This window comes from Streptomyces sp. NPDC006174 (genome assembly GCF_040614075.1).
Classification (GTDB): domain Bacteria; phylum Actinomycetota; class Actinomycetes; order Streptomycetales; family Streptomycetaceae; genus Streptomyces.
Window position 1 is genome coordinate 59,080 of sequence record NZ_JBEXTJ010000016.1, and the last position, 22,852, is coordinate 81,931.

Here is a 22,852-nt window from a genome sequence, read left to right on the forward strand (position 1 = left end):
CCGCCGACTCGTGCGATATGCGGAACAGACCCGGTCACCCGTGTGGGTGGCCGGGTTCTCCACATCGGGAAGGTTATCCACCAAGATCCACAACTTCTGTCCGGCCGGGTCAGAGTCGGTGGCGGAGGTGGTGCCGATATGAACGCACGGGGGGCACTCGGGCGGTACGGCGAGGATCTGGCGGCACGGCTGCTGACCGACGCCGGAATGGCGGTGATCGAGCGCAACTGGCGGTGTCGCGCCGGAGAGGTCGACATCGTCGCCAGGGACGGCGACGCGCTGGTCTTCTGCGAGGTGAAGACCCGCAGATCGGACGCGTTCGAGCATCCGATGGCCGCGGTCACGCCGGTCAAGGCGGACCGGCTGCGCCGGCTCGCCGAGATCTGGCTGGAGCGGCACGGCGGACCACCGGCCGGCGGGGTCCGGATCGATCTGATCGGCGTGATCGTGCCCCGGCGCGGCGCGCCCGTCACCGAGCACGCACGGGGGGTGTCCTGATGGGGTACGCACGGGCGTGTTCCGTGGCGCTGGTGGGCGTCGAAGGTGTGGTGGTGGAGGTCCAGGCGGATCTGGAGCCCGGGGTGGCGGCGTTCACGCTGGTCGGGCTGCCGGACAAGAGCCTGATCGAGAGCCGGGACCGGGTGCGGGCCGCGGTGGTCAACTCCGGGGCCGAGTGGCCGCAGAAGAAGCTCACGGTCGGACTCTCGCCGGCCTCGGTCCCCAAGAGCGGCTCGGGGTTCGATCTCGCCGTGGCGTGTGCGGTGCTCGGCGCGGCGGAGCGGATCGACCCCGCCTCCATCGCCGATGTGGTGATGATCGGCGAGCTGGGGCTGGACGGCCGGGTCCGTCCCGTACGGGGAGTGCTGCCGGCCGTCCTCGCGGCGGCCGAGGCCGGATACCAGCAGGTCGTCGTCCCCGAGCAGACGGCCGGTGAGGCGGCTCTGGTGCCGGGCGTCTCGGTCCTCGGCGTCCGGAGCCTGCGCCAGCTCATCGCCGTCCTCTGCGACGAACCGGTCCCGGACGAGCCCGCCGACGACCGGGGCCGTCCCGACGCGATGCTCGCCGGCCTCATGGTCCCGGGCACCGGCCTCGGCGCGGGCCTGGCCCCGGCCTCGGTGCGCGGCGAGGGCCACACGCCGGACCTGGCGGACGTGGCGGGACAGCCGCGCCCGCGCAAGGCCCTGGAGGTGGCGGCGGCCGGAGGACACCATCTGCTCTTCTCGGGCCCGCCGGGCGCGGGCAAGACGATGCTGGCCGAGCGGCTCTCGGCGGTCCTGCCGCCGCTGACCCGCCAGGAGTCCCTCGAAGTGACGGCGGTCCACTCCGTGGCGGGCATCCTCCCGCCGGGTGAACCGCTCGTCTCCCGGCCGCCGTACTGCGCCCCGCACCACTCGGCGACCATGCAGTCCCTGGTCGGTGGCGGCAACGGGATGCCGAGGCCGGGAGCTGTGTCGCTGGCTCACCGCGGGGTGCTTTTTCTGGACGAGGCTCCGGAATTCTCGGGCAAGGCGCTGGACGCGCTGCGGCAGCCGCTGGAGTCGGGCCATGTGGTGGTGGCACGGGCGGCGGGGGTGGTGCGGCTGCCGGCCCGGTTCCTGATGGTGCTGGCCGCCAACCCGTGCCCGTGCGGCCGGCACACCCTCACCGGCGCGGGCTGCGAGTGCCCGCCCTCGGTGGTCCGCCGCTACCAGGCCCGGCTGTCCGGGCCCTTGCTCGACCGGGTGGACCTGCGGGTCGAGGTGGAGCCGGTCGACCGGGCGGACCTGCTGGAGCAGGGCGGCCGGGGCGAGCCGACGGCGGTGGTGGCTGCGCGGGTGCGGGAGGCCAGGGCACGGGCGGCGGAGCGGCTGACCGGGACGCCGTGGACGACCAACAGCGAGGTGCCCGGCCATGAGCTGCGGACCCGTCTCCTGGCGGCTCCTGGAGCGCTGGCCGCGGCGGAACGGGACCTGGAACGCGGTCTCCTCACGGCCAGGGGCCTGGACCGGGTGCTGAGGGTGGCCTGGACGGTGGCCGACCTGAGAGGCGCTCCCCGGCCGGAGGCCCGCGACATCGCGGTGGCCCTGGAGCTGCGGACCGGCATCCAGCGAGGGGTTGCGATGGGGGCGGGGGCGCAGTGAGGAGGGTTTCGGAGCGGGGAGAGGTTACGGAGCTGGACAGGGCGGGTCCGGAGCTGCCGGGGCCAGGGTCCGGCGCGGACCGGGACCGGCCGGCAGAGGGACCGGAGCCGCCGGGAGAGTCGGCCCTCGAACCCGAGCGAGTGGCGCGGGCCGCCTTGACGCGGGTGTTGGAGCCGGGGGACGAGCGGGCCGGGGCGTGGTTGCGACAGGTCGGGGCCGTCGAACTGTTACGGGCGCTGCGCGTCGCGGACGGCACCGCGGAGAAGCTGCCGCGGATGACCGCCGTACGGCTGGAGGGCTACCGGCTCCGGGCGGCGGCGGCCGAACCCGAGCGGGACCTGGCGGCGGTGGCCGGCCTGGGCGGGCGCCTCGTCTGCCCGGGGGACCGGGAGTGGCCGAGCCAGCTCGACGACCTGGGGGACGCGCGGCCCGTCGGGCTCTGGGTGCGGGGCCGGCCGGACCTGCGGTTGTGGGCCCTGCGCTCGGTCGCGGTGGTCGGTGCGCGGGCCTGCACGCCGTACGGGGCGCATATGGCGGCGACCCTCGGCGCCGGGCTCGCGGAGCGCGGCTGGGTGGTGGTGTCGGGCGCCGCGTTCGGCGTGGACGGGGCGGCGCACCGAGGGGTCCTGGCGGTGGGCGGCGCGACGGCTGCGGTGCTGGCCTGCGGGGTCGACGTCCCTTATCCGCGCGGCCACGCGGAGTTGATCAGCCGGGTGGCTCAACAGGGCCTCGTGGTGGCGGAGTTGCCGCCGGGCGCTCATCCCACCCGCAGCCGGTTCGTCCTGCGCAACCGTGTGATCGCCGCGCTGACCAGAGGAACGGTCGTGGTGGAGGCCGAGTACCGCAGCGGCTCCCTCGTCACCGCCCGCCAGGCCCAGCGCCTCGGCCGGTTCGTGATGGGTGTGCCGGGGCCCGCCACCAGCGGACTGTCGTCCGGAGTCCATGAACTGCTGCGTGGTGAAGGGGTGCTGGTCACCGACGCGTCCGAAGTCGCCGAGTTGATCGGTGACATCGGCGACCTGGCGCCGGACCGCCGCGGCCCGGTGCTGCCGCGGGACCGGCTGGACCCGGTGGCGGCGAAAGTCCTCGACGCACTCCCGTACCACGGTCCGATCAGCCTTCGTGACCTCGCTCGCGGCGCGGGGACGTCCGTCGATGAGACGCTCGGGCGGCTGTACGAACTGCACTCACTGGGGTTCGTCGAACGCGAGGGCGACCACTGGCGGTTGACGCCTCTGTGACCCCGCGACGGCAACGCGCGGCGAGGCGGTTCTTGACCTGGAGCATTCGGGTGAAAAGGTAAGGCCGATGACCTCGCACGATCGATCGGTGACCTGCTGGGGCCGTCGCTCATCGCGATGGCCCCGCCTCCCGGCAGGCGCGGGCGGCGTGAACCGTAGAACGTCATCACGCAGCCCGGATCTCCGCTCCTGTGCGGACTGCGACACCGCAGTCACGCTACGCTCACAAGGATTCCGCCCCAGACAGAAGTCCCCCAGCACTTCACGGCAGAACGGCTCAAGGCACCACATGCCCCAGCACACCTCCGGGTCTGACCGCGCGGCAGTACCACCGGTTGCGCGTGGCACTGTGCGCCCTCCCGCCCCCTCCTCGCTCGACGAACTGTGGCGTTCGTACAAGACCACCGGCGACGAGCGGTTGCGGGAGCAGCTGATCCTGCACTACTCGCCGCTCGTCAAGTACGTCGCGGGCCGGGTGAGCGTGGGGCTGCCGTCCAACGTCGAGCAGGCGGACTTCGTCTCCTCCGGGGTCTTCGGGCTGATCGACGCCATCGAGAAGTTCGACATCGAGCGGGCCATCAAGTTCGAGACGTACGCGATCACGCGGATCCGCGGCGCGATGATCGACGAACTGCGCGCGCTCGACTGGATCCCGCGCTCCGTGCGGCAGAAGGCGCGGAACGTGGAGCGCGCCTACGCCACGCTGGAGGCGCAGCTGCGACGGACCCCGTCCGAGTCCGAGGTCGCCGCGGAGATGGGCATCGCCCTGGAGGAACTGCACGCGGTTTTCAGCCAGTTGTCCCTGGCCAACGTGGTCGCTCTGGAGGAGCTGCTGCACGTCGGCGGCGAGGGAGGCGACCGGTTGAGCCTGATGGACACGCTGGAGGACACCGCCGCCGACAATCCGGTGGAGGTCGCCGAGGACCGCGAGCTCAGACGGCTGCTCGCGCGCGCCATCAACACGCTTCCCGACCGTGAGAAGACGGTCGTGACCCTCTACTACTACGAGGGCCTGACCCTCGCGGAGATCGGCAACGTCCTCGGCGTCACCGAGAGCCGCGTCAGCCAGATCCACACCAAGTCCGTCCTCCAGCTCCGGGCCAAACTGGCCGACGCCGGACGTTGAATCTCTCCTCTCCGGCCACCCGGAGAGAGGCTGAGCCCTTCCCTCCGGCAGCCGCCGCCGTAGAGTGGATGCGTGCCCAGGATTCGAGCGGCCTCCGTGGCCGAGCACCGGACCATGCAGCGCGGCGCCCTCCTGGACGCCGCGCGCTCCCTGCTGTCCGAGGGCGGTACGGAGGCGTTGACCTTCCCCGCACTCGCCGAGCGCACGGGCCTCGCCCGGTCCTCCGTGTACGAGTACTTCCGCTCCCGTGCCGCCGTCGTCGAGGAGCTCTGCGCCGTCGACTTCCCCGTCTGGGCGGCCGAGGTCGAGAACGCGATGGAGCGCGCCGAGACGCCCGAGGCGAAGATCGAGGCGTATGTGCGCCGCCAGCTCGACCTCGTCGGCGACCGCCGCCACCGCGCGGTCGTCGCGATCTCCGCGAGCGAGCTGGACGCCGGCGCCCGGGAGAAGATCCGGGCCGCGCACGGCGGTCTGATCGCCATGATCGTCGAAGCGCTCGGCGACCTCGGCCACACGCAGCCGAGGCTCGCCGCGATGCTCCTCCAGGGCTCGGTGGACGCCGCGGTGCGCCGTATCGAGCTGAGCGTGGCGGAGGAGCCCGGCGTCATCGCGGACACCGCCGTCGCGATGATCCTGCGCGGCGTAAGCGGCTGAGCGCGTCGGTCCCCGGCACCGCCGCCTCTTCCGGCTCCGGCACCCCGAACACCGGCAGCAGCCGTGACGGGCCGCGTCGCAGCAGAGCGGGCGGCAGCAGGGAGAGCGGGTCGAGATAGGCGTCGCCCTGCCGCAGCCCCCAGTGCAGACAGCCTCCGGCGCAGTGGAACGGCCCCGCCTCCAGCAGACCGACCGCCTGCCCCGCGGCCACCTCGTCGCCCTTGGCCACCAGCGCCCGCACCGGCTCGTACGTCGTGCGCAGCCCAGGCACCCCGCTCCCGGCCAGCTCGACCACGACCACCCCGCGCCCGGCCACCCGTCCCGCGAACGAGATCCGGCCGGTGGCGGCGGCCACCACCGCGTCGCCCGGCCGGGCCGCCAGGTCGACGCCGCGATGGCCGGGCCCGTACGGGTCGGCGGGCGGCTCCCACCCCCGTAACACCGCAGGTCTCCCGGCCAGCGGCCAGACCGGCCCACCGTCCAGCTCCGCGTACGTCCCCTCGGCACCGTCCGCGCCCTCGCCGACCTCGTCCGGCCCGGTCGCGTACGAGGGCACCTCATCGGCCACCTCCGGCTCCGACGGAACTTCCTCCCCGGTCCGCACCGCCGGAAGAAGCCGCGGCGCAGCGGGAGGCGGCGACAGCGCGGCCGCCGACAGCACAACAGCCAGCAACACCATCGGCAGGCCCCACCGGCGCGGGCCGGCCGTGCGGGACGGGAGTCGCGGGCATCGCGGCAATCGCTGAAATCGCATGGATCAACGCTCTCCCGGAGGACCGGATTCCGGGGATCTTGGTCCGTGCCTGTGGACTACCCGCCGGTTGTGGATATCGCCGTCACCCGGCACCCGGCGGGTCCCGTACACTTCTTACGGCGATCCGGGTCACCGGGTCGACTTCGCACGCCCCGCCACCTCCCTCCTCCGGGACGGTGGCCGCGCTCCTCGGTCCCTTGTGGCACGGCGCGTCGGGGCGTCAGGCGCGAACGCAAACCTGCGGTCGCGATAACCGAGCACCTCAAGGAGTACGGCCATGGCCGTCGTCACGATGCGGGAGCTGCTGGAAAGCGGCGTCCACTTCGGTCACCAGACCCGTCGCTGGAACCCGAAGATGAAGCGCTTCATCTTCACCGAGCGCAACGGCATCTACATCATCGACCTGCTCCAGTCGCTGTCGTACATCGACCGCGCCTACGAGTTCGTCAAGGAGACCGTCGCCCACGGCGGCTCCATCATGTTCGTGGGTACGAAGAAGCAGGCCCAGGAGGCCATCGCCGAGCAGGCGACGCGCGTCGGCATGCCGTACGTCAACCAGCGTTGGCTCGGTGGCATGCTCACCAACTTCTCCACCGTCTACAAGCGCCTTCAGCGTCTGAAGGAGCTCGAGCTCATCGACTTCGAGGACGTGGCCGCCTCCGGCCTCACCAAGAAGGAGCTCCTGGTCCTCTCGCGTGAGAAGGCCAAGCTGGAGAAGACCCTCGGTGGTATCCGCGAGATGCAGAAGGTGCCCAGCGCCGTCTGGATCGTCGACACCAAGAAGGAGCACATCGCCGTCGGTGAGGCGCGCAAGCTCCACATCCCGGTCGTCGCGATCCTCGACACCAACTGCGACCCCGACGAGGTCGACTACAAGATCCCGGGCAACGACGACGCGATCCGCTCCGTCACCCTGCTCACCCGCGTGATCGCCGACGCCGTCGCCGAGGGCCTCATCGCCCGCTCCGGTGCCGCCACCGGTGACTCGAAGCCGGGCGAGAAGGCCGCCGGCGAGCCCCTCGCCGAGTGGGAGCGCGACCTGCTCGAGGGCGACAAGAAGGACGAGACCGCGGCCGCCGCCGAGGTCCAGTCCTCCGCCGAGACCGAGAAGGTCGCCGACGCCGAGGAGCCGGCCGAGGCCGTCGCCGAGGCCGAGGCCGCCGCAGAGGCCCCGGCCGCTGCCGACGCTCCGGCCGCCGACGCGGACGCCGAGCAGGCCTGACACCCGTCACGGCTGCTGACGGCGGGGGCCGACGCCACAGGCGCGGCCCCCGCCGTTCACCCGTAGATCTTTCAGACTTCGAGAGAGACATACAGACTCATGGCGAACTACACCGCCGCTGACGTCAAGAAGCTCCGCGAGCTCACCGGCGCCGGCATGATGGACTGCAAGAAGGCGCTCGACGAGGCCGACGGCAACGTCGACAAGGCCGTCGAGGCCCTCCGTATCAAGGGTCAGAAGGGCGTCGCCAAGCGCGAGGGCCGTTCCGCCGAGAACGGTGCCGTCGTCTCCCTCATCTCCGAGGACAAGACGTCCGGCGTCCTCCTGGAGCTGAAGTGCGAGACGGACTTCGTCGCCAAGGGTGACAAGTTCCAGACCGTCGCCAACACGCTCGCCGCGCACGTCGCCGCGACCTCCCCGGCCGACATCGCCGCGCTCCTCGCCTCCGAGATCGAGCCCGGCAAGACCGTCCAGGCGTACGTGGACGAGGCCAACGCCAACCTCGGCGAGAAGATCGTCCTGGACCGCTTCGCGCAGTTCACCGGCGCCTTCGTCTCCGTGTACATGCACCGCACCATGCCCGACCTGCCCCCGCAGATCGGTGTCCTGGTCGAGCTGGACAAGGCCGACGCCGAGCTGGCCAAGGGCATCGCGCAGCACATCGCCGCCTTCGCCCCGAAGTACCTCTCCCGCGAGGACGTCCCGGCCGAGGTCGTCGAGGCCGAGCGCCGCGTCGCCGAGGAGACCACGCGCGCCGAGGGCAAGCCCGAGGCCGCCCTCCCGAAGATTGTCGAGGGTCGCGTCAACGGCTTCTTCAAGGAGGCCACGCTCCTCGGCCAGCCGTACGCGCTGGACGCCAAGAAGTCCGTCCAGAAGGTCCTGGACGAGGCCGGTGTCACCCTGAAGCGCTTCTCGCGCATCAAGGTCGGCATCTGAGTCCGTCCGGGCGAACAGCGTCGGACCCGATAGGGTCTGACGCAGTCGACGGCCGCACCTACGCCGGACGACCGCAGATCTGACGAGGAGGCCATTGCCGCTGTAGGGACACCAGACCCACCGGCAATGGCCTTCTTCGTATGTGCACGAGGAGAATTTTCATGGACATGGGCGCGGACGCCACTCAGGCCGACGACAAGCGCGACGACACGTTTTCCGGGCGCTTCATGCTGAAGCTCTCCGGCGAGGCCTTCGCCGGCGGTGGCGGCCTCGGCGTCGACCCCGACGTCGTGCACACCATCGCCCGCGAGATCGCCGCCGTCGTACGCGACGGCGCCCAGATCGCGGTGGTCATCGGGGGAGGCAACTTCTTCCGCGGTGCCGAGCTCCAGCAGCGCGGCATGGACCGGGCCCGGTCCGACTACATGGGCATGCTCGGCACCGTCATGAACTGCCTGGCGCTCCAGGACTTCCTGGAGAAGGAGGGCATCGACTCGCGCGTCCAGACTGCCATCACCATGGGCCAGGTCGCCGAGCCGTACATTCCGCTCCGTGCCGTACGGCACCTGGAGAAGGGACGCGTCGTTATCTTCGGCGCCGGCATGGGCATGCCGTACTTCTCCACCGACACGACCGCCGCCCAGCGCGCTCTGGAGATCGACGCCGAGGCGCTGCTCATGGGGAAGAACGGCGTGGACGGGGTCTACGACTCCGACCCGAAGGCCAACCCCGACGCGGTGAAGTTCGACGCGCTGGAGTACAGCGAGGTGATCACGCGCGACCTGAAGGTCGCCGACGCCACCGCCATCACGCTCTGCCGTGACAACAAGCTGCCGATCCTCGTCTTCGAGCTGACCGCCGAGGGCAATATCGCCCGCGCCGTCAAGGGTGAGAAGATCGGCACGCTCGTCAGCGACGAGAGCACCCGGGCCTGACGGCCCCCCAGGATGGACAACGGCCTGCCGGTCGGACACCGTGCAGGTGAGGACGCGACGCAGGACCCGCAGGGCCCGTCGATGACGGGTCCGATCAAGACACGCAGGAGCACGTGGTGATCGAAGAAATCCTCCTCGAAGCCGAGGAGAAGATGGAGAAGGCCGTCGTCGTCGCGAAAGAGGACTTCGCCGCGATCCGCACCGGCCGCGCGCACCCGGCGATGTTCAACAAGATCGTCGCCGACTACTACGGCGCGCTGACCCCGATCAACCAGCTGGCCTCGTTCTCGGTGCCCGAGCCGCGGATGGCCGTCGTGACGCCGTTCGACAAGACCGCGCTGCGCAACATCGAGCAGGCGATCCGCGACTCCGACCTCGGCGTCAACCCGAGCAACGACGGCAACATCATCCGGGTGACGTTCCCCGAGCTCACCCAGGACCGCCGCAAGGAGTACATCAAGGTCGCCAAGACCAAGGCCGAGGACTCCAAGATCTCGATCCGCTCCATCCGCCGCAAGGCCAAGGAAGCGCTCGACAAGCTCGTCAAGGACAAGGAGTCCGGCGAGGACGAGGTGCGCCGCGCCGAGAAGGAGCTCGACGACACCACCGCGAAGTACGTCGCGCAGGTGGACGAGCTGCTCAAGCACAAGGAAGCCGAGCTGCTCGAAGTCTGATGAACGACTCTTCCTGGGGTGCACCGCAGGGAGCCGGTTACCGGGGTGCCCCCGAGATGGGGGTCGCTCCGGCGGGTCCCGCCCACGATGCGCATGAAGCCCAGCAGACTCGGCCCATGCCCAACGTGCCGGACGTCCCCGACGCAGGTAGAGACGCACAGAGCCGCGCCAGCCGGAACGGGGACGCCGCGCACGTCGGCGGCCCCCTGTTCCGTGACGAGATGCCGCAGGAGCCCATGTCCACCCCGCTGCCGTCCCCGCCGCAGAAGAAGCGTGCGGGGCGTGATCTGCGCGCCGCCATAGGGGTCGGCGTGGGGCTCGGCGCCGTCATCGTCGCCTCGCTGTTCATCGTGAAGGCCGTCTTCGTCGGTGTCGTCGCCGTCGCCGTCGTCGTCGGCCTGTGGGAGCTCACCTCCCGGCTCCAGGAGCAGAAGGGCATCAAGGCACCCCTGATCCCGCTGGCCGTCGGCGGCGCCGCGATGGTCGTCGCCGGCTACGCGCGCGGTGCGGAGGGCGCCTGGGTCGCCATGGCCCTGACCGCGCTGGCGGTGCTGGTCTGGCGGATGACCGAGCCGCCGGAGGGATACCTCAAGGACGTCACGGCGGGCGTCTTCGCCGCGTTCTACGTACCGTTCCTGGCCACCTTCGTCGCCATGATGCTGACGGCGGACGACGGGCACTGGCGGGTTCTCGTCTTCCTCCTCCTCACGGTCGTCAGCGACACCGGGGCGTACGCGGTCGGCTGGCGCTACGGCACCCACAAGCTGGCACCCCGCATCAGCCCCGGCAAGACCCGCGAGGGCCTGCTCGGTGCCGTCGCCTTCGCGATGGTCGCCGGCGCGCTGTGCATGGAGTTCCTGATCGACGGCGGCGCCTGGTGGCAGGGCCTGCTCCTCGGCCTCGCGGTCGCCGTCAGCGCCACCCTCGGCGACCTGGGCGAGTCCATGATCAAGCGGGACCTCGGGATCAAGGACATGGGCACCCTGCTCCCCGGCCACGGCGGCATCATGGACCGGCTGGACTCGCTGCTGCCGACCGCGCCGGTGGTCTGGCTGCTGCTGGTGCTGTTCGTCGGCTCCGGCTGAGCGTCCTCATCAGGCCGCGCACCACGTCCCACCTGCACGTTCCACGAGTGAGGGTCCGTCGTCCACAGGGCGGCGGGCCCTCACCCGTCTGTCTGCGACACTGGATGAACCATGCCTAAGCCCGGAGAACTCACTTTCGTCGCGCCCCGCGGAGCCAAGAAGCCGCCGCGGCACCTCGCCGACCTCACGCCCGCCGAGCGCAAGGAAGCGGTCGCCGCGACCGGCGAGAAGCCGTTCCGCGCCCAGCAGCTCTCGCAGCACTACTTCGCGCGGTACGCGCACGACCCGGCGCAGTGGACCAACATTCCCGCCGGATCCCGGGAGAAGCTCGCCGAGGCGCTGTTCCCCGACCTGATGTCCGTGGTGCGGCACATCAGCTGCGACGACGACACCACCCGTAAGACGCTGTGGAAGCTGCACGACGGGACGCTCGTCGAGTCCGTCCTGATGCGCTACCCGGAGCGCGTCACCATGTGCATCTCCTCGCAGGCCGGCTGCGGGATGAACTGCCCGTTCTGTGCCACCGGGCAGGCCGGCCTCGACCGCAATCTGTCGACCGCCGAGATCGTGCACCAGATCGTCGACGGCATGCGCGCCCTGCGCGACGGCGACGTGCCCGGCGGTCCGGCCCGGCTCTCCAACATCGTCTTCATGGGCATGGGCGAGCCGCTCGCCAACTACAACCGTGTCGTCGGAGCCATCCGCCGGCTCACCGACCCCGAGCCGGACGGCCTCGGCCTCTCGCAGCGCGGGATCACCGTCTCCACCGTCGGCCTCGTCCCGGCCATGCTGCGCTTCTCCGACGAGGGCTTCAAGTGCCGCCTCGCCGTCTCGCTGCACGCTCCGGACGACGAGCTGCGCGACACCCTGGTCCCGGTCAACACCCGGTGGAACGTACGCGAGGTGCTCGACGCCGCCTGGGAGTACGCGGAGAAGTCCGGCCGCCGGATCTCCATCGAGTACGCCCTGATCCGGGACATCAACGACCAGGCCTGGCGCGGCGACCTGCTCGGCCGGCTGCTCAAGGGCAAGCGGGTGCACGTCAACCTGATCCCGCTCAACCCCACGCCCGGCTCCAAGTGGACCGCCTCGCGGCCCGAGGACGAGAAGGCGTTCGTCGAGGCCATCGCGGCCCACGGCGTGCCCGTCACCGTCCGGGACACCCGCGGCCAGGAGATCGACGGGGCCTGCGGGCAGCTGGCGGCCTCCGAGCGCTGAGGGCCTGCTGACCGCGAAGGGCCCGGCCGAAAACCGCCGGTGTAGCCTGGGCGGGAAATCAACTTCATATTCCGACAGGGGAGCGCCACAGCGCTGAGAGTGCGGCACCAAGGACAGGTTGGCCGCAGACCCTCTGAACCTCGCCCGGGTCATTCCGGGTAGGAAGTTCGGACCTTACTCAAGCTGTTGCGCCCTGCCCGCTTCCGGTACGTCCCGGCGGCGGGCGGGGCCGCGTCTCTTCCTGGTCACCTCCAGGAGGAATCACATGAACACCACCAAGAAGTACGCCTCGACCGCGCTCGCCGCGGCCCTCGGCGTCACCGTCCTCGCGGGCTGCGGCGGCTCCGGTGACGACACCTCGGCCGGATCCGGCGCGTCCAAGGGCAGCGGCTCCAAGACCGTCACCCTGGTCACCCACGACTCCTTCAACGCCTCGAAGGACGTGCTGAAGCAGTTCACCAAGGAGAGCGGCTACACCGTCGAGCTCCTCAAGAGCGGTGACGCCGGTGCGGCCCTCAACCAGGAGATCCTCACCAAGGGCTCTCCGCGCGGCGATGTCTTCTTCGGCGTCGACAACACCCTGCTCTCCCGCGCCCTCGACAACGGTCTCTTCACCGCGTACGAGGCCAAGGGCCTGGACCGGGTCGCGGACTCCACCGAGCAGGACGACCAGCACCGCGTCACGCCGGTCGACATCGGTGACATCTGCGTCAACTACGACAAGAAGTACTTCGCAGACGAGAAGCTCGACCCGCCGCAGACCTTCGAGGACCTGCTCAAGCCCGCGTACAGGAACCTCCTCGTCACCGAGAACGCGGCCAGCTCCTCGCCCGGCCTCGGCTTCCTCCTCGGCACCATCGCCTCCCAGGGCGAGGACGGCTACCAGGACTACTGGAAGAAGCTGAAGGCCAACGGGGTCAAGGTCGTCGACGGCTGGGAGCAGGCGTACAACGAGGAGTTCTCCGGCTCCGCCGGCGGCAAGAAGGCCAAGGCGGACCGGCCGCTCGTCGTCAGCTACGCCTCCAGCCCGCCCGTCGAGGTCCTCTACGCCGACCCGCAGCCCAAGGAGGCCCCCACCGGCGTCTCCACCGGCACCTGCTTCCGGCAGACCGAGTACGCCGGGCTGCTGAAGGGCGCGAAGAACGAGGCGGGCGGCAAGGCGCTGCTCGACTTCCTGATCAGCAAGACGTTCCAGGAGGACGTGCCGCTGAACATGTTCGTCAACCCGGTCGTGACCGACGCGAAGCTGCCGGAGATCTTCACCGAGTTCGGTGAGACCGTCGACAAGCCGGCCACCGTGGCCCCGGACAAGATCGCCGCCAACCGTGAGCAGTGGGTCCAGGCGTGGCACTCGATCGCCGTGAAGTAGACGGCCTCGTCGAAGCCGCCGGACCCGGCACCGCGTCCGGCGGCGCCCGGTCCGGCGGAGGCGGGCGGCGTGGAGCGGCGGTGCGGCTCGGCCTGATGGCCGTGCCCGTCGCGTTCTTCGCCGTCTTCTTCGCCTATCCCGTCTCCGCGATCGTCGGACGCGGGCTGAAGGCGGACGGCGTCTGGCAGTTCGGGCGGATCGGCGACGTGCTGTCCCGCCCGGACATCCTCGACGTCCTCTGGTTCACCACCTGGCAGGCCCTCGCCTCCACCGCGCTCACCTTGCTGATCGCGCTGCCCGGCGCGTACGTCTTCGCACGCTTCGACTTCCCGGGAAAGCAGGTGCTGCGCGCGGTCGTCACCGTGCCGTTCGTGCTGCCCACGGTCGTCGTCGGCACCGCGTTCCTGGCGTTGCTCGGGCGCGGTGGACTCCTGGACGAGCTGTGGGGCGTACGGCTCGACACGACCGTGTGGGCGATCCTGCTGGCGCACGTCTTCTTCAACTACGCCGTCGTCGTCCGCACCGTCGGCGGACTCTGGTCGCAGCTGGACCCGCGCCAGGAGGAGGCCGCCCGGGTCCTCGGCGCCGGACGGTTCGCCGCCTGGCGCCGGGTGACGCTGCCCGCGCTCGGCCCGGCGGTGGCGGCGGCCGCGCTGATGGTCTTCCTCTTCACGTTCACCTCGTTCGGTGTCGTGCAGATCCTCGGCGGCCCCGCCTACTCCACCCTGGAGGTGGAGGTCTACCGCCAGACCGCCCAGCTCCTCGACCTGCCGACGGCCGCCGTGCTGACCATGGTCCAGTTCGTGGCGGTCGGCGGGATCCTCGCCGTGCACGCCGTGACCGTACGCCACCGGGAACGGGCGCTGAAGCTCGTCGACCCGGCCCAGACCTCCCGCCGGCCGCACGGCGCCGGACAGTGGGCGCTGCTCGGCGGGGTGCTGCTCACCGCGCTGCTGCTGATCCTGCTGCCGCTCGGCGTACTGGTGGAGCGGTCGTTCGACGGGCCGCAGGGGTACGGTCTCGGCTACTACGAGGCCCTCCAGACCGCCGACGGCAGCGGCTCGACCTTCCTGGTACCGCCGCTGGAGGCCGTCGGCAACTCCCTCCGGTACGCGTTCGTCGCCACCCTCATCGCCCTGGTCGTCGGTGGTCTCGCGGCGGCCGCCCTGACCCGCCGGGCAGGACGGCTCGTACGCGGCTTCGACGCGCTGCTCATGCTGCCGCTCGGGGTCTCCGCCGTCACCGTCGGCTTCGGCTTCCTCATCACGCTCGACAAGCCGCCGCTCGACCTGCGGACCTCCTGGATCCTGGTCCCGCTGGCCCAGGCGCTGGTGGGCGTCCCCTTCGTCGTACGGACCATGCTCCCCGTACTCCGCGCGGTGGACGACCGGCTGCGCGAGGCCGCCGCCGTACTGGGCGCCTCGCCGCTGCGGGCCTGGCGCGAGGTCGATCTGCCGCTGGTGCGGCGGGCGGTGCTGGTCGCGGCGGGCTTCGCGTTCGCCGTGTCGCTCGGGGAGTTCGGCGCCACCGTCTTCATCGCCCGGCCCGACAACCCGACCCTGCCGGTCGCCGTCGCCCGCCTGCTGGGCCGCTCCGGCGAGCTGAACTACGGGCAGGCGATGGCCCTCAGCACCATCCTGATGCTGGTGTGCGCCATCTCGCTGCTGCTCCTCGAACGCATCCGTACCGACCGATCCGGGGAGTTCTGACGCCATGCTGAGCTTGCAGGCAGCCACCGTACGGTTCGGGAAGCGGGCCGCGCTCGACGCCGTCGACCTGGAGGTCGCCGACCACCGCATCGTCTGTGTGCTCGGCCCCAGCGGCAGCGGCAAGTCCACTCTGCTGAGGGCCGTCGCCGGACTCCAGCCCATGGACGGCGGCCGGGTGCTGCTGGCCGGCCAGGACCAGGCGGGCGTCCCGGTCCACCGGCGCGGCCTCGGCCTGATGTTCCAGGACCACCAGCTCTTCCCGCACCGCGATGTCGGCGCCAACGTCGCCTTCGGCCTGCGGATGCACGGCACCGGCCGAGCGGAGTCGGAGCGCCGGGTCCGCGAACTCCTGGACCTGGTGGGCCTCCCCGGCGCCGAACGCCGGGCGGTCGCCGCCCTCTCCGGCGGTGAGCAACAGCGCGTCGCCCTGGCCCGCGCCCTCGCCCCGCGGCCCAAGCTCCTGATGCTGGACGAGCCGTTGGGGCAGCTCGACCGCAGCCTGCGCGAACGGCTCGTCATCGAACTGCGCACCCTCTTCCAGGAGTTGGGTACGACGGTGCTCGCCGTCACCCATGACCAGGGCGAGGCGTTCGCGCTGGCCGACCGGGTCGTCGTGATGCGGGACGGCCGGATCGCCCAGGAAGGCAGCCCGCTGGACGTCTGGCAGCGCCCCGCCTCCGCGTTCGTCGCCCGCTTTCTCGGCTTCGACAACGTGACCCCGGCGACCGTGACCGGCCGGGCCGCCGCGACCGCCTGGGGCAAGGTGCCGGTGCCCGACGGCTCGCCCCAGGGCGAGGCCGACCTGCTGGTCCGCCCGGCCGGGGTGCTGATCGGCGCTCCGGAGGGCGGGCTGCGCTGCACGGTCGGCGTCCGCACCTTCCGCGGGAACCACGTGACCGTGCGGCTGACCCCCGAGAGCGCGCCGGTGCTGGAGGCCGAGTGCGCCCTGCGGGACACGCCGGACGAGGGCGCGGTGGTGGGCGTGCGCTTCGACGCGGCGGAGACGGTGGTGCTGGCGGAGGGCTAGGGCGTGCGCCACCTACCACCCCGAAGGCTCCTAGGGCGTGCGCGTGCCCGCCACCACCAGCCCCATCTCGTACGCCAGGATCACCGCCTGCGCCCGGTCCCGTAGCTCCATCTTCGCGAAGAGCCGGTTGATGTGGGTCTTCACCGTGTGGTCGGTGATGGTCAGCCGGGCGGCTATGTCCGCGTTGGACAGGCCCTGTGCGATGAGGACGAGCACCTCCGCCTCGCGCGTGGTCAGCCCCTCGACCGAGCGGGCTGGGGGCGCGCCCGCCATCAGCGCGTCGTACACATACTCGTCCAGCCCGAACGTCGTCAGCGTCAGCGTCAGCGTCAGCGCCTTCGTCGCCCCGCCCGACGTGGCGACGATCTCGCGGGCCGCGTCGATCCCGCCGAGCTTGGGCATCCGGATGTCCAACAGGGTTACATCCGGATGCAGTTCGGCCGCGCCCCGGATTGCCTGCTCGCCGTCCTCCGCCTCGCCGACCACCTCGATGTCCTCCTGGGTGTCCAGCAGACGGGAGAACGCCGTCCGGACGACCGCCTGGTCGTCGGCGACGATCACTCGGATCACCACGGGAGTTCCGCCTGGAGACAGCCGTCGGCCGGACCTCGGCCGGTGGTGAGTCGGCCGCCCAGCAGGGCGGCCCGTTCGCGCATGCCCACGAGACCGTGGCCGGCGCGCCCGGCGGGCTCCGCCGGTCGAGAGGCGGGTGGCCCCGGACCGTCGTCACCGACCCGGACCCGCAACAGCCCCGGCCGATGGTCGATCTTGACGACCGCATGTGCGCCGGGGGCGTGCCGGCGCACATTGGTCAGGGCCTCCTGCACGATCCGGTACGCCGACAGCTCCCAGGACGCCGGCAGGCGTATCTCCTCCCCGCTGATCCGCAGTTCGGCCGAGCCGTCCGCCGCGCGGTGCTGGTCAAGGAGTTCACCGAGCGCGGCCAGCGACGGCTGCGGGGCGGTGAGGGCGGGTGGTGCGTCGGTGCCCGTGCGCAGCACCCCGAGCAGTCGGCGCAGCTCCGCCATCGAGGACCGTGCCGTGCCCGCGTACGCCAGGTTCCCGTCGGTGGCGAAGCCGAGCAGCGCCGCACCGACGGTCAGGAGCCTGACGGCGGGGTGGGCGGCCCGCAGGGTCAACGAGGCCGTGCACAGGAGCACGGCAAAGGCCGTGATCACCGAACCCGGCACAAGGAGCAGCTCCACGACGGCGAAGAGCGTCAGCGCGCCACGTCATCGCCTTCCCTCCCGGCCTGACCGACGCGGTGTCCTCCGCCGCCAGCCCGCTCCCCGGCCATCTGCTGGCCACCCATGTCCCGGGCGGCCGGACCCTGGCCCTGGGTCTGTTCGGGGCCGCCGCGCCGCTCGGGCTGATGGCGGAGAGCCTGTGGCGCGAGGCCGGGATACGGCGGGCCGTCGCCACGACGCACGGGCACGAGGTGTGGTGGGCCCGTACGCCGGGGGTGCGGGCCCTGCTCCGGCGGATCGGGGACCGTACCGACGCGGTGACCTACCTCGGCGCCGCCACCCGCGCCCCCATCGCCGCCGCGCTCGGCCCGGCCGCCGCCCGCCGGATGGTGCGGCTCGAGCCGGGTGTGGACCCGGAGATCCGCGAGCGGTACGGGCTCGGGGCGCGGCCGGTGATCCTCTGCGCGGCGCGGCTCGTCCCCCGCAAGGGCCAGGACACCCTGATCCGCGCGCTCCCCGCCGTACGGCGTGCGGTGCCCGGCGCGGCACTCCTGCTGACCGGCGACGGGCCGTGTGCCCGCACCCCGCGCCGGCTCGCCGAGGGCACCGGGGCCGCCGGCCATGTGATCTTCGCCGGTGGACAGCCGCACGCGGAGATGCCCGGCCACTACGCCGCCGCCGACGTGTTGGCCATGCCTTGCCGGACCCGCAGGCGCGGCGGGATCGTCTTCCTGGAGGAGGCGGCCGCCGGGCTGCCCGTGCTGGTGGGGGACTCGGGCGGCGCGCCCGACGCCGTACGGGACGGGGAGACGGGCCATGTGGTGGACGGGCGGGATGTGGAGGCCGTCGCGGACCGGCTCGTCGGGCTGCTGCGGGACCGCGAGGCCGCCGCCGCGATGGGGGAGAAGGGCCGGGCCTGGGTCCGTGAGGCGTGGGAGTGGGGCAGCGCGTACGCCACGCTGGAGGGGCTGCTACGTCCCTGACCGGCGCGACAGGACAGGACGGGGACGCCCGGGCAAGCTGGAGACGGACCTCGAATCCCCGGACGGACCCCGAATACCCGGACGGACCCCCTGCCCCCGACCACGACCACGAGACGAGGACCCCGACCATGAACGGTGGCGCCCGCCAAGGCATCGATCTCACCCGTGTCCTGCACGCTCCGCAGCAGCGGGTCTTCGCGGCCTGGTCGTCACCGGAGGACTTTGCCGCCTGGTACGGCGGCGAGGCCGATGTTCCGCTGGACCGGGTCTCGCTGGACGTACGGCCCGGCGGTGCGTGGAGCCTGGTCATCGTCATGCCGGGCGTCGAGATGCCGTTCCACGGGGTCTACCGCGAGGTCAGCGAGCCCGACGGGCTGGTTCTCACGCTCAAGGACGGGTCCGCGCCCGAGGACGCGGAGGGCGAGATCATCACCGTCACCTTCACCGATCTCGGCGACGGCACCACGGAGCTGGCCTTCCAGCAGCGCGGCGGCAACCTCACCCCCGCCCAGTACGCGGCGGCCGAGGACGGCTGGGAGGCCTTCTTCGACGCCCTCGCCGCCCGCCTCACCACCCACCCATGACCCCCCCCGTGAGCCGCCCCACCCCTCAGCAACCCCCCCAGCCGCCTACCTGGCCAGCGGGAGCGCCGCCAGTTCCGCGATCACCCAGGTCAGCGGAGCGAACAGAGCCAGCAGGGCCGCAGCCCGCAACGCGGTCGCGGAGCGCAGTACGGAGGCGGGCGCGCCCATCCGTAGCAGGGACTGAGCCGTGTGGGCGCGGGCCTGCTTCGCCTCCAGGGCCGAGGTCAGCAGCGTCGCCACCGTGCAGCCGAGGACCAGCACCGCACCGAGCGCGGTGAGCGGGCCGTAAGGACGTTCATCGCCTCCGTACAGCGCCGAGGCGGCGATCACCGCGGCGACCACCGCGCAGACGATGCCGAGCGGGCGGCCGATCCGGCGGGCCTCGTCCATCAGGACCCGGCCCGCCAGCAGGCGTACGGCACCGGGACGCACCGCCTGGAGCGCCTTTCCGCACAGGTAGGTCAGCCCCGGCCCGGCCATGGCCAGGCCGGCCGCGGCCAGTGTCCAGCCGGCCAGCACCGCCACCGGGGTCGCGTCGAAGCGGCCCGGCAGCGGGAACGCGCTTCCCGACCCGTCCCGGGACGCGTACGCCTCGACCGCCAGCCCGGCGGCCACCAGCGCCACGCCCCAAGGCAGTCCGCCCGGCACGGGAGCGGGCTCCGGCAGCTCCTCGGGGCCGAAGGTGGCCCGGGCGGGGTCCGGCCGCGACCGCAGCGCCAGCGCGCTCGCGGTCGCCGCCGCCACCGGTACGAGAGCCAGCAGCATCAACGCGGCGGCCAGCGGCAACGGAGTGCCCGCGCCGAGGAACTCCGCCGCGCCGCCGTCGAACGGCATCCCGGTCAGATCGCCCCGCAGATGCAGGAAGAACAGCAGCGCCACCATCGAGCCGAGCGTGGTGGAGACGGCGGTCGAGACCGCGGCCAGCACCGAGAGCCGTACCGGACCGAGGCCCAGTGAGGAGAGGCCGGGCCGGGGCCGGGTGCTCGGATCCGTACGGGCCACCGCCACGGCGAACATCACGGTGGCGGTGAGCGGGACGAAGCACCACAGCAGCCGCAGCACCGAACCGGCGGAGGCGGGATGCGCGGAGGCGTACCCGAGCGAGCAGAGGAGGAGGAAGCCGACACCGGCCGATGCGGCGGCGACGAGCAGCCGCCGGACCAGGACGAGAGGATGCGTACCGCGGGTCAGACGGAGAGCGAGCACGCCGCGCTGCCCTCCGCATCGGGTTCGGCGGGGAGGGCGACGGTGGAGACGCGGCGGCCGTCCAGCAGCGGGACGGTCCGGTCGGCGAGGGCGGCGACCTCGGCGTCATGGGTGGCCAGGACCATCGTGATGCCGTGCGAGCGGGCCGCGGCGGTCAGGGTGCGCAGGAGCTGCGAGCGCTCGGCCCGGTGCAGGGTCGCGGTGGGCTCGTCGGCGAAGATGACGGTGGGCTGCGCGCAGAGTGCCCGGGCGACGGAGACGCGCTGACGTTCGGCCTGGAGGAGCGCGTGCGGGCGCTTCTTGGCGAGCGGCGCGATGTCCATGCGCTCCAGCCACTCGGTGGCGGCCCTCTTCGCGGCCCGGTGCGAGGCGCCGCGCAGCAGCAGCGGCAGCGCCGCGTTCTCCCAGGTGGTCAGCTCCGGAACGAGCTCCGGGTCGGCGCCGATCCAGCCGAACCGTTCCCTCCGCAGCTGTTCGCGCACCCGGGGAGCCATGGTGTGCACGGGGACGCTGTTGAACCAGACCTCGCCCTGTTCGGGCACCAGCCGGCCCGACAGGCAGTGCAGCAGAGTCGTCTTCCCGCTGCCGCGCGGGCCGGTCACGGCCAGGATCTCGGCGTCGCGGACGGAGACGGAGACACCGCCGAGACCGGGCGATCCGTTGTGGGAGTGGTGCAGGGAACGCGCCCAGATCACGTCGTTGTCCGGCGGGGCCACCATGGCGTACACCTCGGTTCGGATGAGTTTTCCCGTTCCCCCGTACGGGGGAACGAGGACGCGGCCGATCGGTCACTGGGCACCGTAGATAGCCGGACCGGCGTGTACGCACAGCACACGGCCCGGACGCTCCCCTTCTCACTCGAAAGGGCGCATCCGGGCCGGGCGGACCGTATGAAATGACCGCTGAATGATGATCATCCGGCGTTCATGGCGATGGTCAGAGCTTCGTCCACGCCTCCGTCAGCACCGCGCGCAGGATGCCCTCGATCTCGTCGAACGTGGACTGGTCCGAGATCAGCGGCGGCGCGAGCTGGACGACCGGGTCGCCGCGGTCGTCGGCCCGGCAGTACAGGCCGTTGTCGTACAGCGCCTTGGAGAGGAAGCCGTACAGGACGCGCTCGGTCTCCTCGTCGGTGAACGTCTCCTTGGTGGCCTTGTCCTTCACCAGCTCGATGCCGTAGAAGAAGCCGTTGCCGCGGACGTCGCCGACGATCGGCAGGTCGTGCAGCTTCTGCAGCGTGGTGAGGAAGGCGTTCTCGTTGTCCAGGACGTGCTGCGTGAGGTTCTCGCGCTCGAAGATGTCCAGGTTGGCGAGGCCGACCGCGGCGGAGACCGGGTGGCCGCCGAAGGTGTAGCCGTGCAGGAAGGTGTTGCCGCCCTTGTAGAACGGCTCGGCGATCTTGTCCGAGACGATGCAGGCACCGATCGGGGAGTAGCCGGAGGTCATGCCCTTCGCGCAGGTGATCATGTCCGGTACGTAGCCGAACTTGTCGCAGGCGAAGATCGTGCCGAGGCGGCCGAAGGCGCAGATGACCTCGTCGGAGACGAGCAGCACGTCGTACTGGTCGCAGATCTCGCGGACCCGCTGGAAGTAGCCGGGCGGCGGCGGGAAGCAGCCACCGGCGTTCTGCACGGGCTCCAGGAAGACGGCCGCGACGGTCTCGGGGCCCTCGAAGAGGATCTCCTGCTCGATCTGGTCCGCGGCCCAGCGGCCGAAGGCCTCCGGGTCGTCGCCGAAGAGCGGGGCGCGGTAGATGTTGGTGTTCGGCACCTTGTGCGCGCCGGGGACCAGCGGCTCGAAGGGGGCCTTCAGGGCCGGGAGGCCGGTGATGGACAGCGCGCCCTGCGGGGTGCCGTGGTAGGCGACGGCACGCGAGATGACCTTGTACTTGGTCGGCTGGCCCTTGAGCTTGAAGTACTGCTTGGCCAGCTTCCAGGCGGTCTCGACGGCCTCGCCGCCACCGGTGGTGAAGAAGACCTTGTTGAGGTCGCCCGGCGCGTAGTCGGCGAGACGCTCGGCCAGCTCGACGGCCTTCGGGTGGGCGTAGGACCACACCGGGAAGAAGGCGAGCTCCTGGCCCTGCTTGTACGCCGTCTCGGCGAGCTCGTGACGACCGTGGCCGGCGTTGACCACGAACAGGCCGGAGAGGCCGTCCAGGTAGCGCTTGCCCTTGTCGTCGAAGATGTACGTTCCCTCGCCACGCACGATGGTGGGAACGGGCGCGTTCTCGTAGTCCGACATGCGGGTGAAGTGCATCCACAGGTGGTCGTACGCGGTTCGGCTGAGGTCCTTGCTCACGGCTATCGGGTTCCCCACATATAGGTCTGCTTCTTGAGCTTGAGGTAAACAAAGCTCTCGGTGGAGCGCACGCCGGGAAGGGTCCGGATGCGTTTGTTGATCGTCTCCAGCAGGTGGTCGTCGTCCTCGCAGACGACCTCCACCATCAGGTCGAAGGAGCCCGCGGTCATCACCACGTACTCGCACTCGGCCATGGCCGACAGGGCTTCGGCCACCGGATCGAGGTCGCCCTCGACATTGATGCCGACCATCGCCTGGCGCCGGAATCCCACGGTGAGCGGGTCCGTGACGGCGACGATCTGCATCACGCCCTGGTCGAGCAGCTTCTGCACGCGCTGGCGCACAGCCGCTTCGGAGAGGCCGACGGCCTTGCCGATCGCGGCGTACGGACGGCGTCCGTCCTCCTGGAGCTGCTGGATGATCGCGAGGGAGACGGCATCGACCGCTGGCGGTGATCCGTTCCCGTTCCTGGAGTCTGCGCTGCGACTGGCCACACCTCCACTCTGCACCGCACTCGTCTGTCT

Annotated in this window: 22 protein-coding genes, 1 pseudogene and 1 riboswitch; of the genes and pseudogenes, 16 read left to right on the forward strand and 7 right to left on the reverse strand. The window is 71.5% G+C overall.

All coding sequences use genetic code 11. The features are described 5' to 3' along the window. Positions 1-138: 138 nt before the first annotated feature. The 5 genes from ABZ267_RS29440 to ABZ267_RS29460 all read left to right on the forward strand — a co-directional run bounded on the left by ABZ267_RS29440 (position 139) and on the right by ABZ267_RS29460 (position 5,141). Positions 139-498: a YraN family protein gene (locus ABZ267_RS29440; protein WP_356752729.1), complete on the forward strand. Its 360-nt coding sequence runs from the start codon at positions 139-141 to the stop codon at positions 496-498. After that, on the forward strand, positions 498-2,120 hold the full coding sequence (locus ABZ267_RS29445; RefSeq protein WP_356752731.1) for an ATP-binding protein: 1,623 nt from the start codon (positions 498-500) through the stop codon (positions 2,118-2,120). Before ABZ267_RS29440 ends, ABZ267_RS29445 begins: the two co-directional genes overlap by 1 nt. 164 nt (positions 2,121-2,284) lie before the next feature. Next, positions 2,285-3,361 carry a DNA-processing protein DprA gene (dprA, locus tag ABZ267_RS29450; protein WP_356752890.1) on the forward strand — a complete coding sequence of 359 codons (1,077 nt, stop codon included), beginning with the start codon at positions 2,285-2,287 and terminating at the stop codon, positions 3,359-3,361. A 289-nt stretch (positions 3,362-3,650) separates the two neighbouring features. Continuing rightward, positions 3,651-4,487, forward strand: a complete 837-nt coding sequence (gene whiG / locus ABZ267_RS29455) for an RNA polymerase sigma factor WhiG (protein WP_356752733.1) — start codon at positions 3,651-3,653, stop codon at positions 4,485-4,487. Between the two features lie 96 nt (positions 4,488-4,583). Continuing rightward, positions 4,584-5,141 carry a helix-turn-helix domain-containing protein gene (locus tag ABZ267_RS29460; RefSeq protein ID WP_356752892.1) on the forward strand — a complete coding sequence of 186 codons (558 nt, stop codon included), beginning with the start codon at positions 4,584-4,586 and terminating at the stop codon, positions 5,139-5,141. Here ABZ267_RS29460 and ABZ267_RS29465 read toward each other — a convergent pair. Continuing rightward, positions 5,092-5,820: a M23 family metallopeptidase gene (locus tag ABZ267_RS29465; RefSeq protein ID WP_356752735.1), complete on the reverse strand. Its 729-nt coding sequence runs from the start codon at positions 5,818-5,820 to the stop codon at positions 5,092-5,094. The genes ABZ267_RS29460 and ABZ267_RS29465 overlap by 50 nt on opposite strands. A 352-nt stretch (positions 5,821-6,172) precedes the next feature. On the opposite strand from ABZ267_RS29465, the gene rpsB reads away from it, so the two are divergent. From rpsB to ABZ267_RS29510, 9 genes are all read left to right on the forward strand, one after another. Continuing rightward, positions 6,173-7,117 (forward strand): 30S ribosomal protein S2, encoded by a 945-nt coding sequence (rpsB, locus tag ABZ267_RS29470; RefSeq protein WP_356752736.1) that lies wholly within the window; start codon positions 6,173-6,175, stop codon positions 7,115-7,117. 99 nt (positions 7,118-7,216) lie between these two features. Further along, a complete protein-coding gene (tsf, locus tag ABZ267_RS29475; protein WP_356752738.1) occupies positions 7,217-8,053 on the forward strand; it encodes a translation elongation factor Ts in 837 nt (278 codons plus the stop codon). Positions 8,054-8,214: 161 nt separating this feature from the next. Continuing rightward, on the forward strand, positions 8,215-8,988 hold the full coding sequence (gene pyrH / locus ABZ267_RS29480; RefSeq protein ID WP_356752740.1) for a UMP kinase: 774 nt from the start codon (positions 8,215-8,217) through the stop codon (positions 8,986-8,988). A 116-nt stretch (positions 8,989-9,104) separates the two neighbouring features. After that, positions 9,105-9,662 (forward strand): ribosome recycling factor, encoded by a 558-nt coding sequence (frr, locus tag ABZ267_RS29485; protein WP_018509617.1) that lies wholly within the window; start codon positions 9,105-9,107, stop codon positions 9,660-9,662. Further along, positions 9,662-10,747 (forward strand): phosphatidate cytidylyltransferase, encoded by a 1,086-nt coding sequence (locus tag ABZ267_RS29490; protein WP_356752742.1) that lies wholly within the window; start codon positions 9,662-9,664, stop codon positions 10,745-10,747. The genes frr and ABZ267_RS29490 overlap by 1 nt, the downstream gene beginning before the upstream one ends. A gap of 111 nt (positions 10,748-10,858) precedes the next feature. Then, entirely contained in the window at positions 10,859-11,965 is a 1,107-nt protein-coding gene (gene rlmN, locus ABZ267_RS29495) for a 23S rRNA (adenine(2503)-C(2))-methyltransferase RlmN (RefSeq protein ID WP_356752744.1), read from the forward strand. 66 nt (positions 11,966-12,031) lie between these two features. Continuing rightward, a riboswitch (TPP riboswitch) is annotated at positions 12,032-12,148 on the forward strand. 82 nt (positions 12,149-12,230) lie between these two features. Beyond that, complete coding sequence (locus ABZ267_RS29500) at positions 12,231-13,334, forward strand: thiamine ABC transporter substrate-binding protein (RefSeq protein WP_356752746.1); 1,104 nt, start codon at positions 12,231-12,233, stop codon at positions 13,332-13,334. Between the two features lie 95 nt (positions 13,335-13,429). After that, a complete protein-coding gene (locus ABZ267_RS29505; protein WP_356752894.1) occupies positions 13,430-15,043 on the forward strand; it encodes an iron ABC transporter permease in 1,614 nt (537 codons plus the stop codon). Between the two features lie 4 nt (positions 15,044-15,047). Then, complete coding sequence (locus ABZ267_RS29510) at positions 15,048-16,070, forward strand: ABC transporter ATP-binding protein (protein WP_356752748.1); 1,023 nt, start codon at positions 15,048-15,050, stop codon at positions 16,068-16,070. Positions 16,071-16,100: 30 nt separating this feature from the next. On the opposite strand, the gene ABZ267_RS29515 is transcribed toward ABZ267_RS29510, so the two are convergent. Beyond that, positions 16,101-16,643 (reverse strand): response regulator transcription factor, encoded by a 543-nt coding sequence (locus tag ABZ267_RS29515; RefSeq protein ID WP_356752750.1) that lies wholly within the window; start codon positions 16,641-16,643, stop codon positions 16,101-16,103. Beyond that, positions 16,637-17,296: pseudogene (locus ABZ267_RS29520) on the reverse strand (ATP-binding protein); the annotation flags it as partial. The gene ABZ267_RS29515 and the pseudogene ABZ267_RS29520, both read right to left, overlap by 7 nt. A gap of 71 nt (positions 17,297-17,367) precedes the next feature. On the opposite strand from ABZ267_RS29520, the gene ABZ267_RS29525 reads away from it, so the two are divergent. Both ABZ267_RS29525 and ABZ267_RS29530 read left to right on the forward strand, forming a co-directional pair. Beyond that, on the forward strand, positions 17,368-18,240 hold the full coding sequence (locus ABZ267_RS29525; protein WP_356752896.1) for a glycosyltransferase family 4 protein: 873 nt from the start codon (positions 17,368-17,370) through the stop codon (positions 18,238-18,240). Between the two features lie 128 nt (positions 18,241-18,368). Continuing rightward, entirely contained in the window at positions 18,369-18,824 is a 456-nt protein-coding gene (locus tag ABZ267_RS29530) for an SRPBCC domain-containing protein (RefSeq protein WP_356752752.1), read from the forward strand. Positions 18,825-18,869: 45 nt separating this feature from the next. Here ABZ267_RS29530 and ABZ267_RS29535 read toward each other — a convergent pair whose 3' ends face one another. The 4 genes from ABZ267_RS29535 to ABZ267_RS29550 all read right to left on the reverse strand — a co-directional run bounded on the left by ABZ267_RS29535 (position 18,870) and on the right by ABZ267_RS29550 (position 22,822). Further along, entirely contained in the window at positions 18,870-20,030 is a 1,161-nt protein-coding gene (locus tag ABZ267_RS29535) for a hypothetical protein (protein ID WP_356752754.1), read from the reverse strand. Next, positions 20,012-20,749, reverse strand: a complete 738-nt coding sequence (locus ABZ267_RS29540; protein WP_356752756.1) for an ATP-binding cassette domain-containing protein — start codon at positions 20,747-20,749, stop codon at positions 20,012-20,014. Before ABZ267_RS29540 ends, ABZ267_RS29535 begins: the two co-directional genes overlap by 19 nt. 217 nt (positions 20,750-20,966) lie before the next feature. Beyond that, positions 20,967-22,346: an aspartate aminotransferase family protein gene (locus ABZ267_RS29545; protein WP_356752758.1), complete on the reverse strand. Its 1,380-nt coding sequence runs from the start codon at positions 22,344-22,346 to the stop codon at positions 20,967-20,969. Next, complete coding sequence (locus tag ABZ267_RS29550; protein ID WP_356752759.1) at positions 22,331-22,822, reverse strand: Lrp/AsnC family transcriptional regulator; 492 nt, start codon at positions 22,820-22,822, stop codon at positions 22,331-22,333. The genes ABZ267_RS29545 and ABZ267_RS29550 overlap by 16 nt, the downstream gene beginning before the upstream one ends. Between the last annotated feature and the right edge of the window lie 30 nt (positions 22,823-22,852).

What these genes read in the sequence shown, in the direction of transcription:
- ABZ267_RS29510 (WP_356752748.1), top strand. Translation starts at nt 15,048, where the DNA reads ATGCTGAGCTTGCAGGCAGCCACCGTACGGTTCGGGAAGCGGGCCGCG.
- ABZ267_RS29465 (WP_356752735.1), bottom strand. Translation starts at nt 5,820, where the DNA reads ATGGTGTTGCTGGCTGTTGTGCTGTCGGCGGCCGCGCTGTCGCCGCCT.
- rlmN (WP_356752744.1), top strand. Translation starts at nt 10,859, where the DNA reads ATGCCTAAGCCCGGAGAACTCACTTTCGTCGCGCCCCGCGGAGCCAAG.
- whiG (WP_356752733.1), top strand. Translation starts at nt 3,651, where the DNA reads ATGCCCCAGCACACCTCCGGGTCTGACCGCGCGGCAGTACCACCGGTT.
- pyrH (WP_356752740.1), top strand. Translation starts at nt 8,215, where the DNA reads ATGGACATGGGCGCGGACGCCACTCAGGCCGACGACAAGCGCGACGAC.
- tsf (WP_356752738.1), top strand. Translation starts at nt 7,217, where the DNA reads ATGGCGAACTACACCGCCGCTGACGTCAAGAAGCTCCGCGAGCTCACC.
- ABZ267_RS29440 (WP_356752729.1), top strand. Translation starts at nt 139, where the DNA reads ATGAACGCACGGGGGGCACTCGGGCGGTACGGCGAGGATCTGGCGGCA.
- ABZ267_RS29540 (WP_356752756.1), bottom strand. Translation starts at nt 20,749, where the DNA reads ATGGTGGCCCCGCCGGACAACGACGTGATCTGGGCGCGTTCCCTGCAC.
- rpsB (WP_356752736.1), top strand. Translation starts at nt 6,173, where the DNA reads ATGGCCGTCGTCACGATGCGGGAGCTGCTGGAAAGCGGCGTCCACTTC.
- ABZ267_RS29530 (WP_356752752.1), top strand. Translation starts at nt 18,369, where the DNA reads ATGAACGGTGGCGCCCGCCAAGGCATCGATCTCACCCGTGTCCTGCAC.
- ABZ267_RS29490 (WP_356752742.1), top strand. Translation starts at nt 9,662, where the DNA reads ATGAACGACTCTTCCTGGGGTGCACCGCAGGGAGCCGGTTACCGGGGT.
- ABZ267_RS29505 (WP_356752894.1), top strand. Translation starts at nt 13,430, where the DNA reads ATGGCCGTGCCCGTCGCGTTCTTCGCCGTCTTCTTCGCCTATCCCGTC.
- ABZ267_RS29445 (WP_356752731.1), top strand. Translation starts at nt 498, where the DNA reads ATGGGGTACGCACGGGCGTGTTCCGTGGCGCTGGTGGGCGTCGAAGGT.
- ABZ267_RS29500 (WP_356752746.1), top strand. Translation starts at nt 12,231, where the DNA reads ATGAACACCACCAAGAAGTACGCCTCGACCGCGCTCGCCGCGGCCCTC.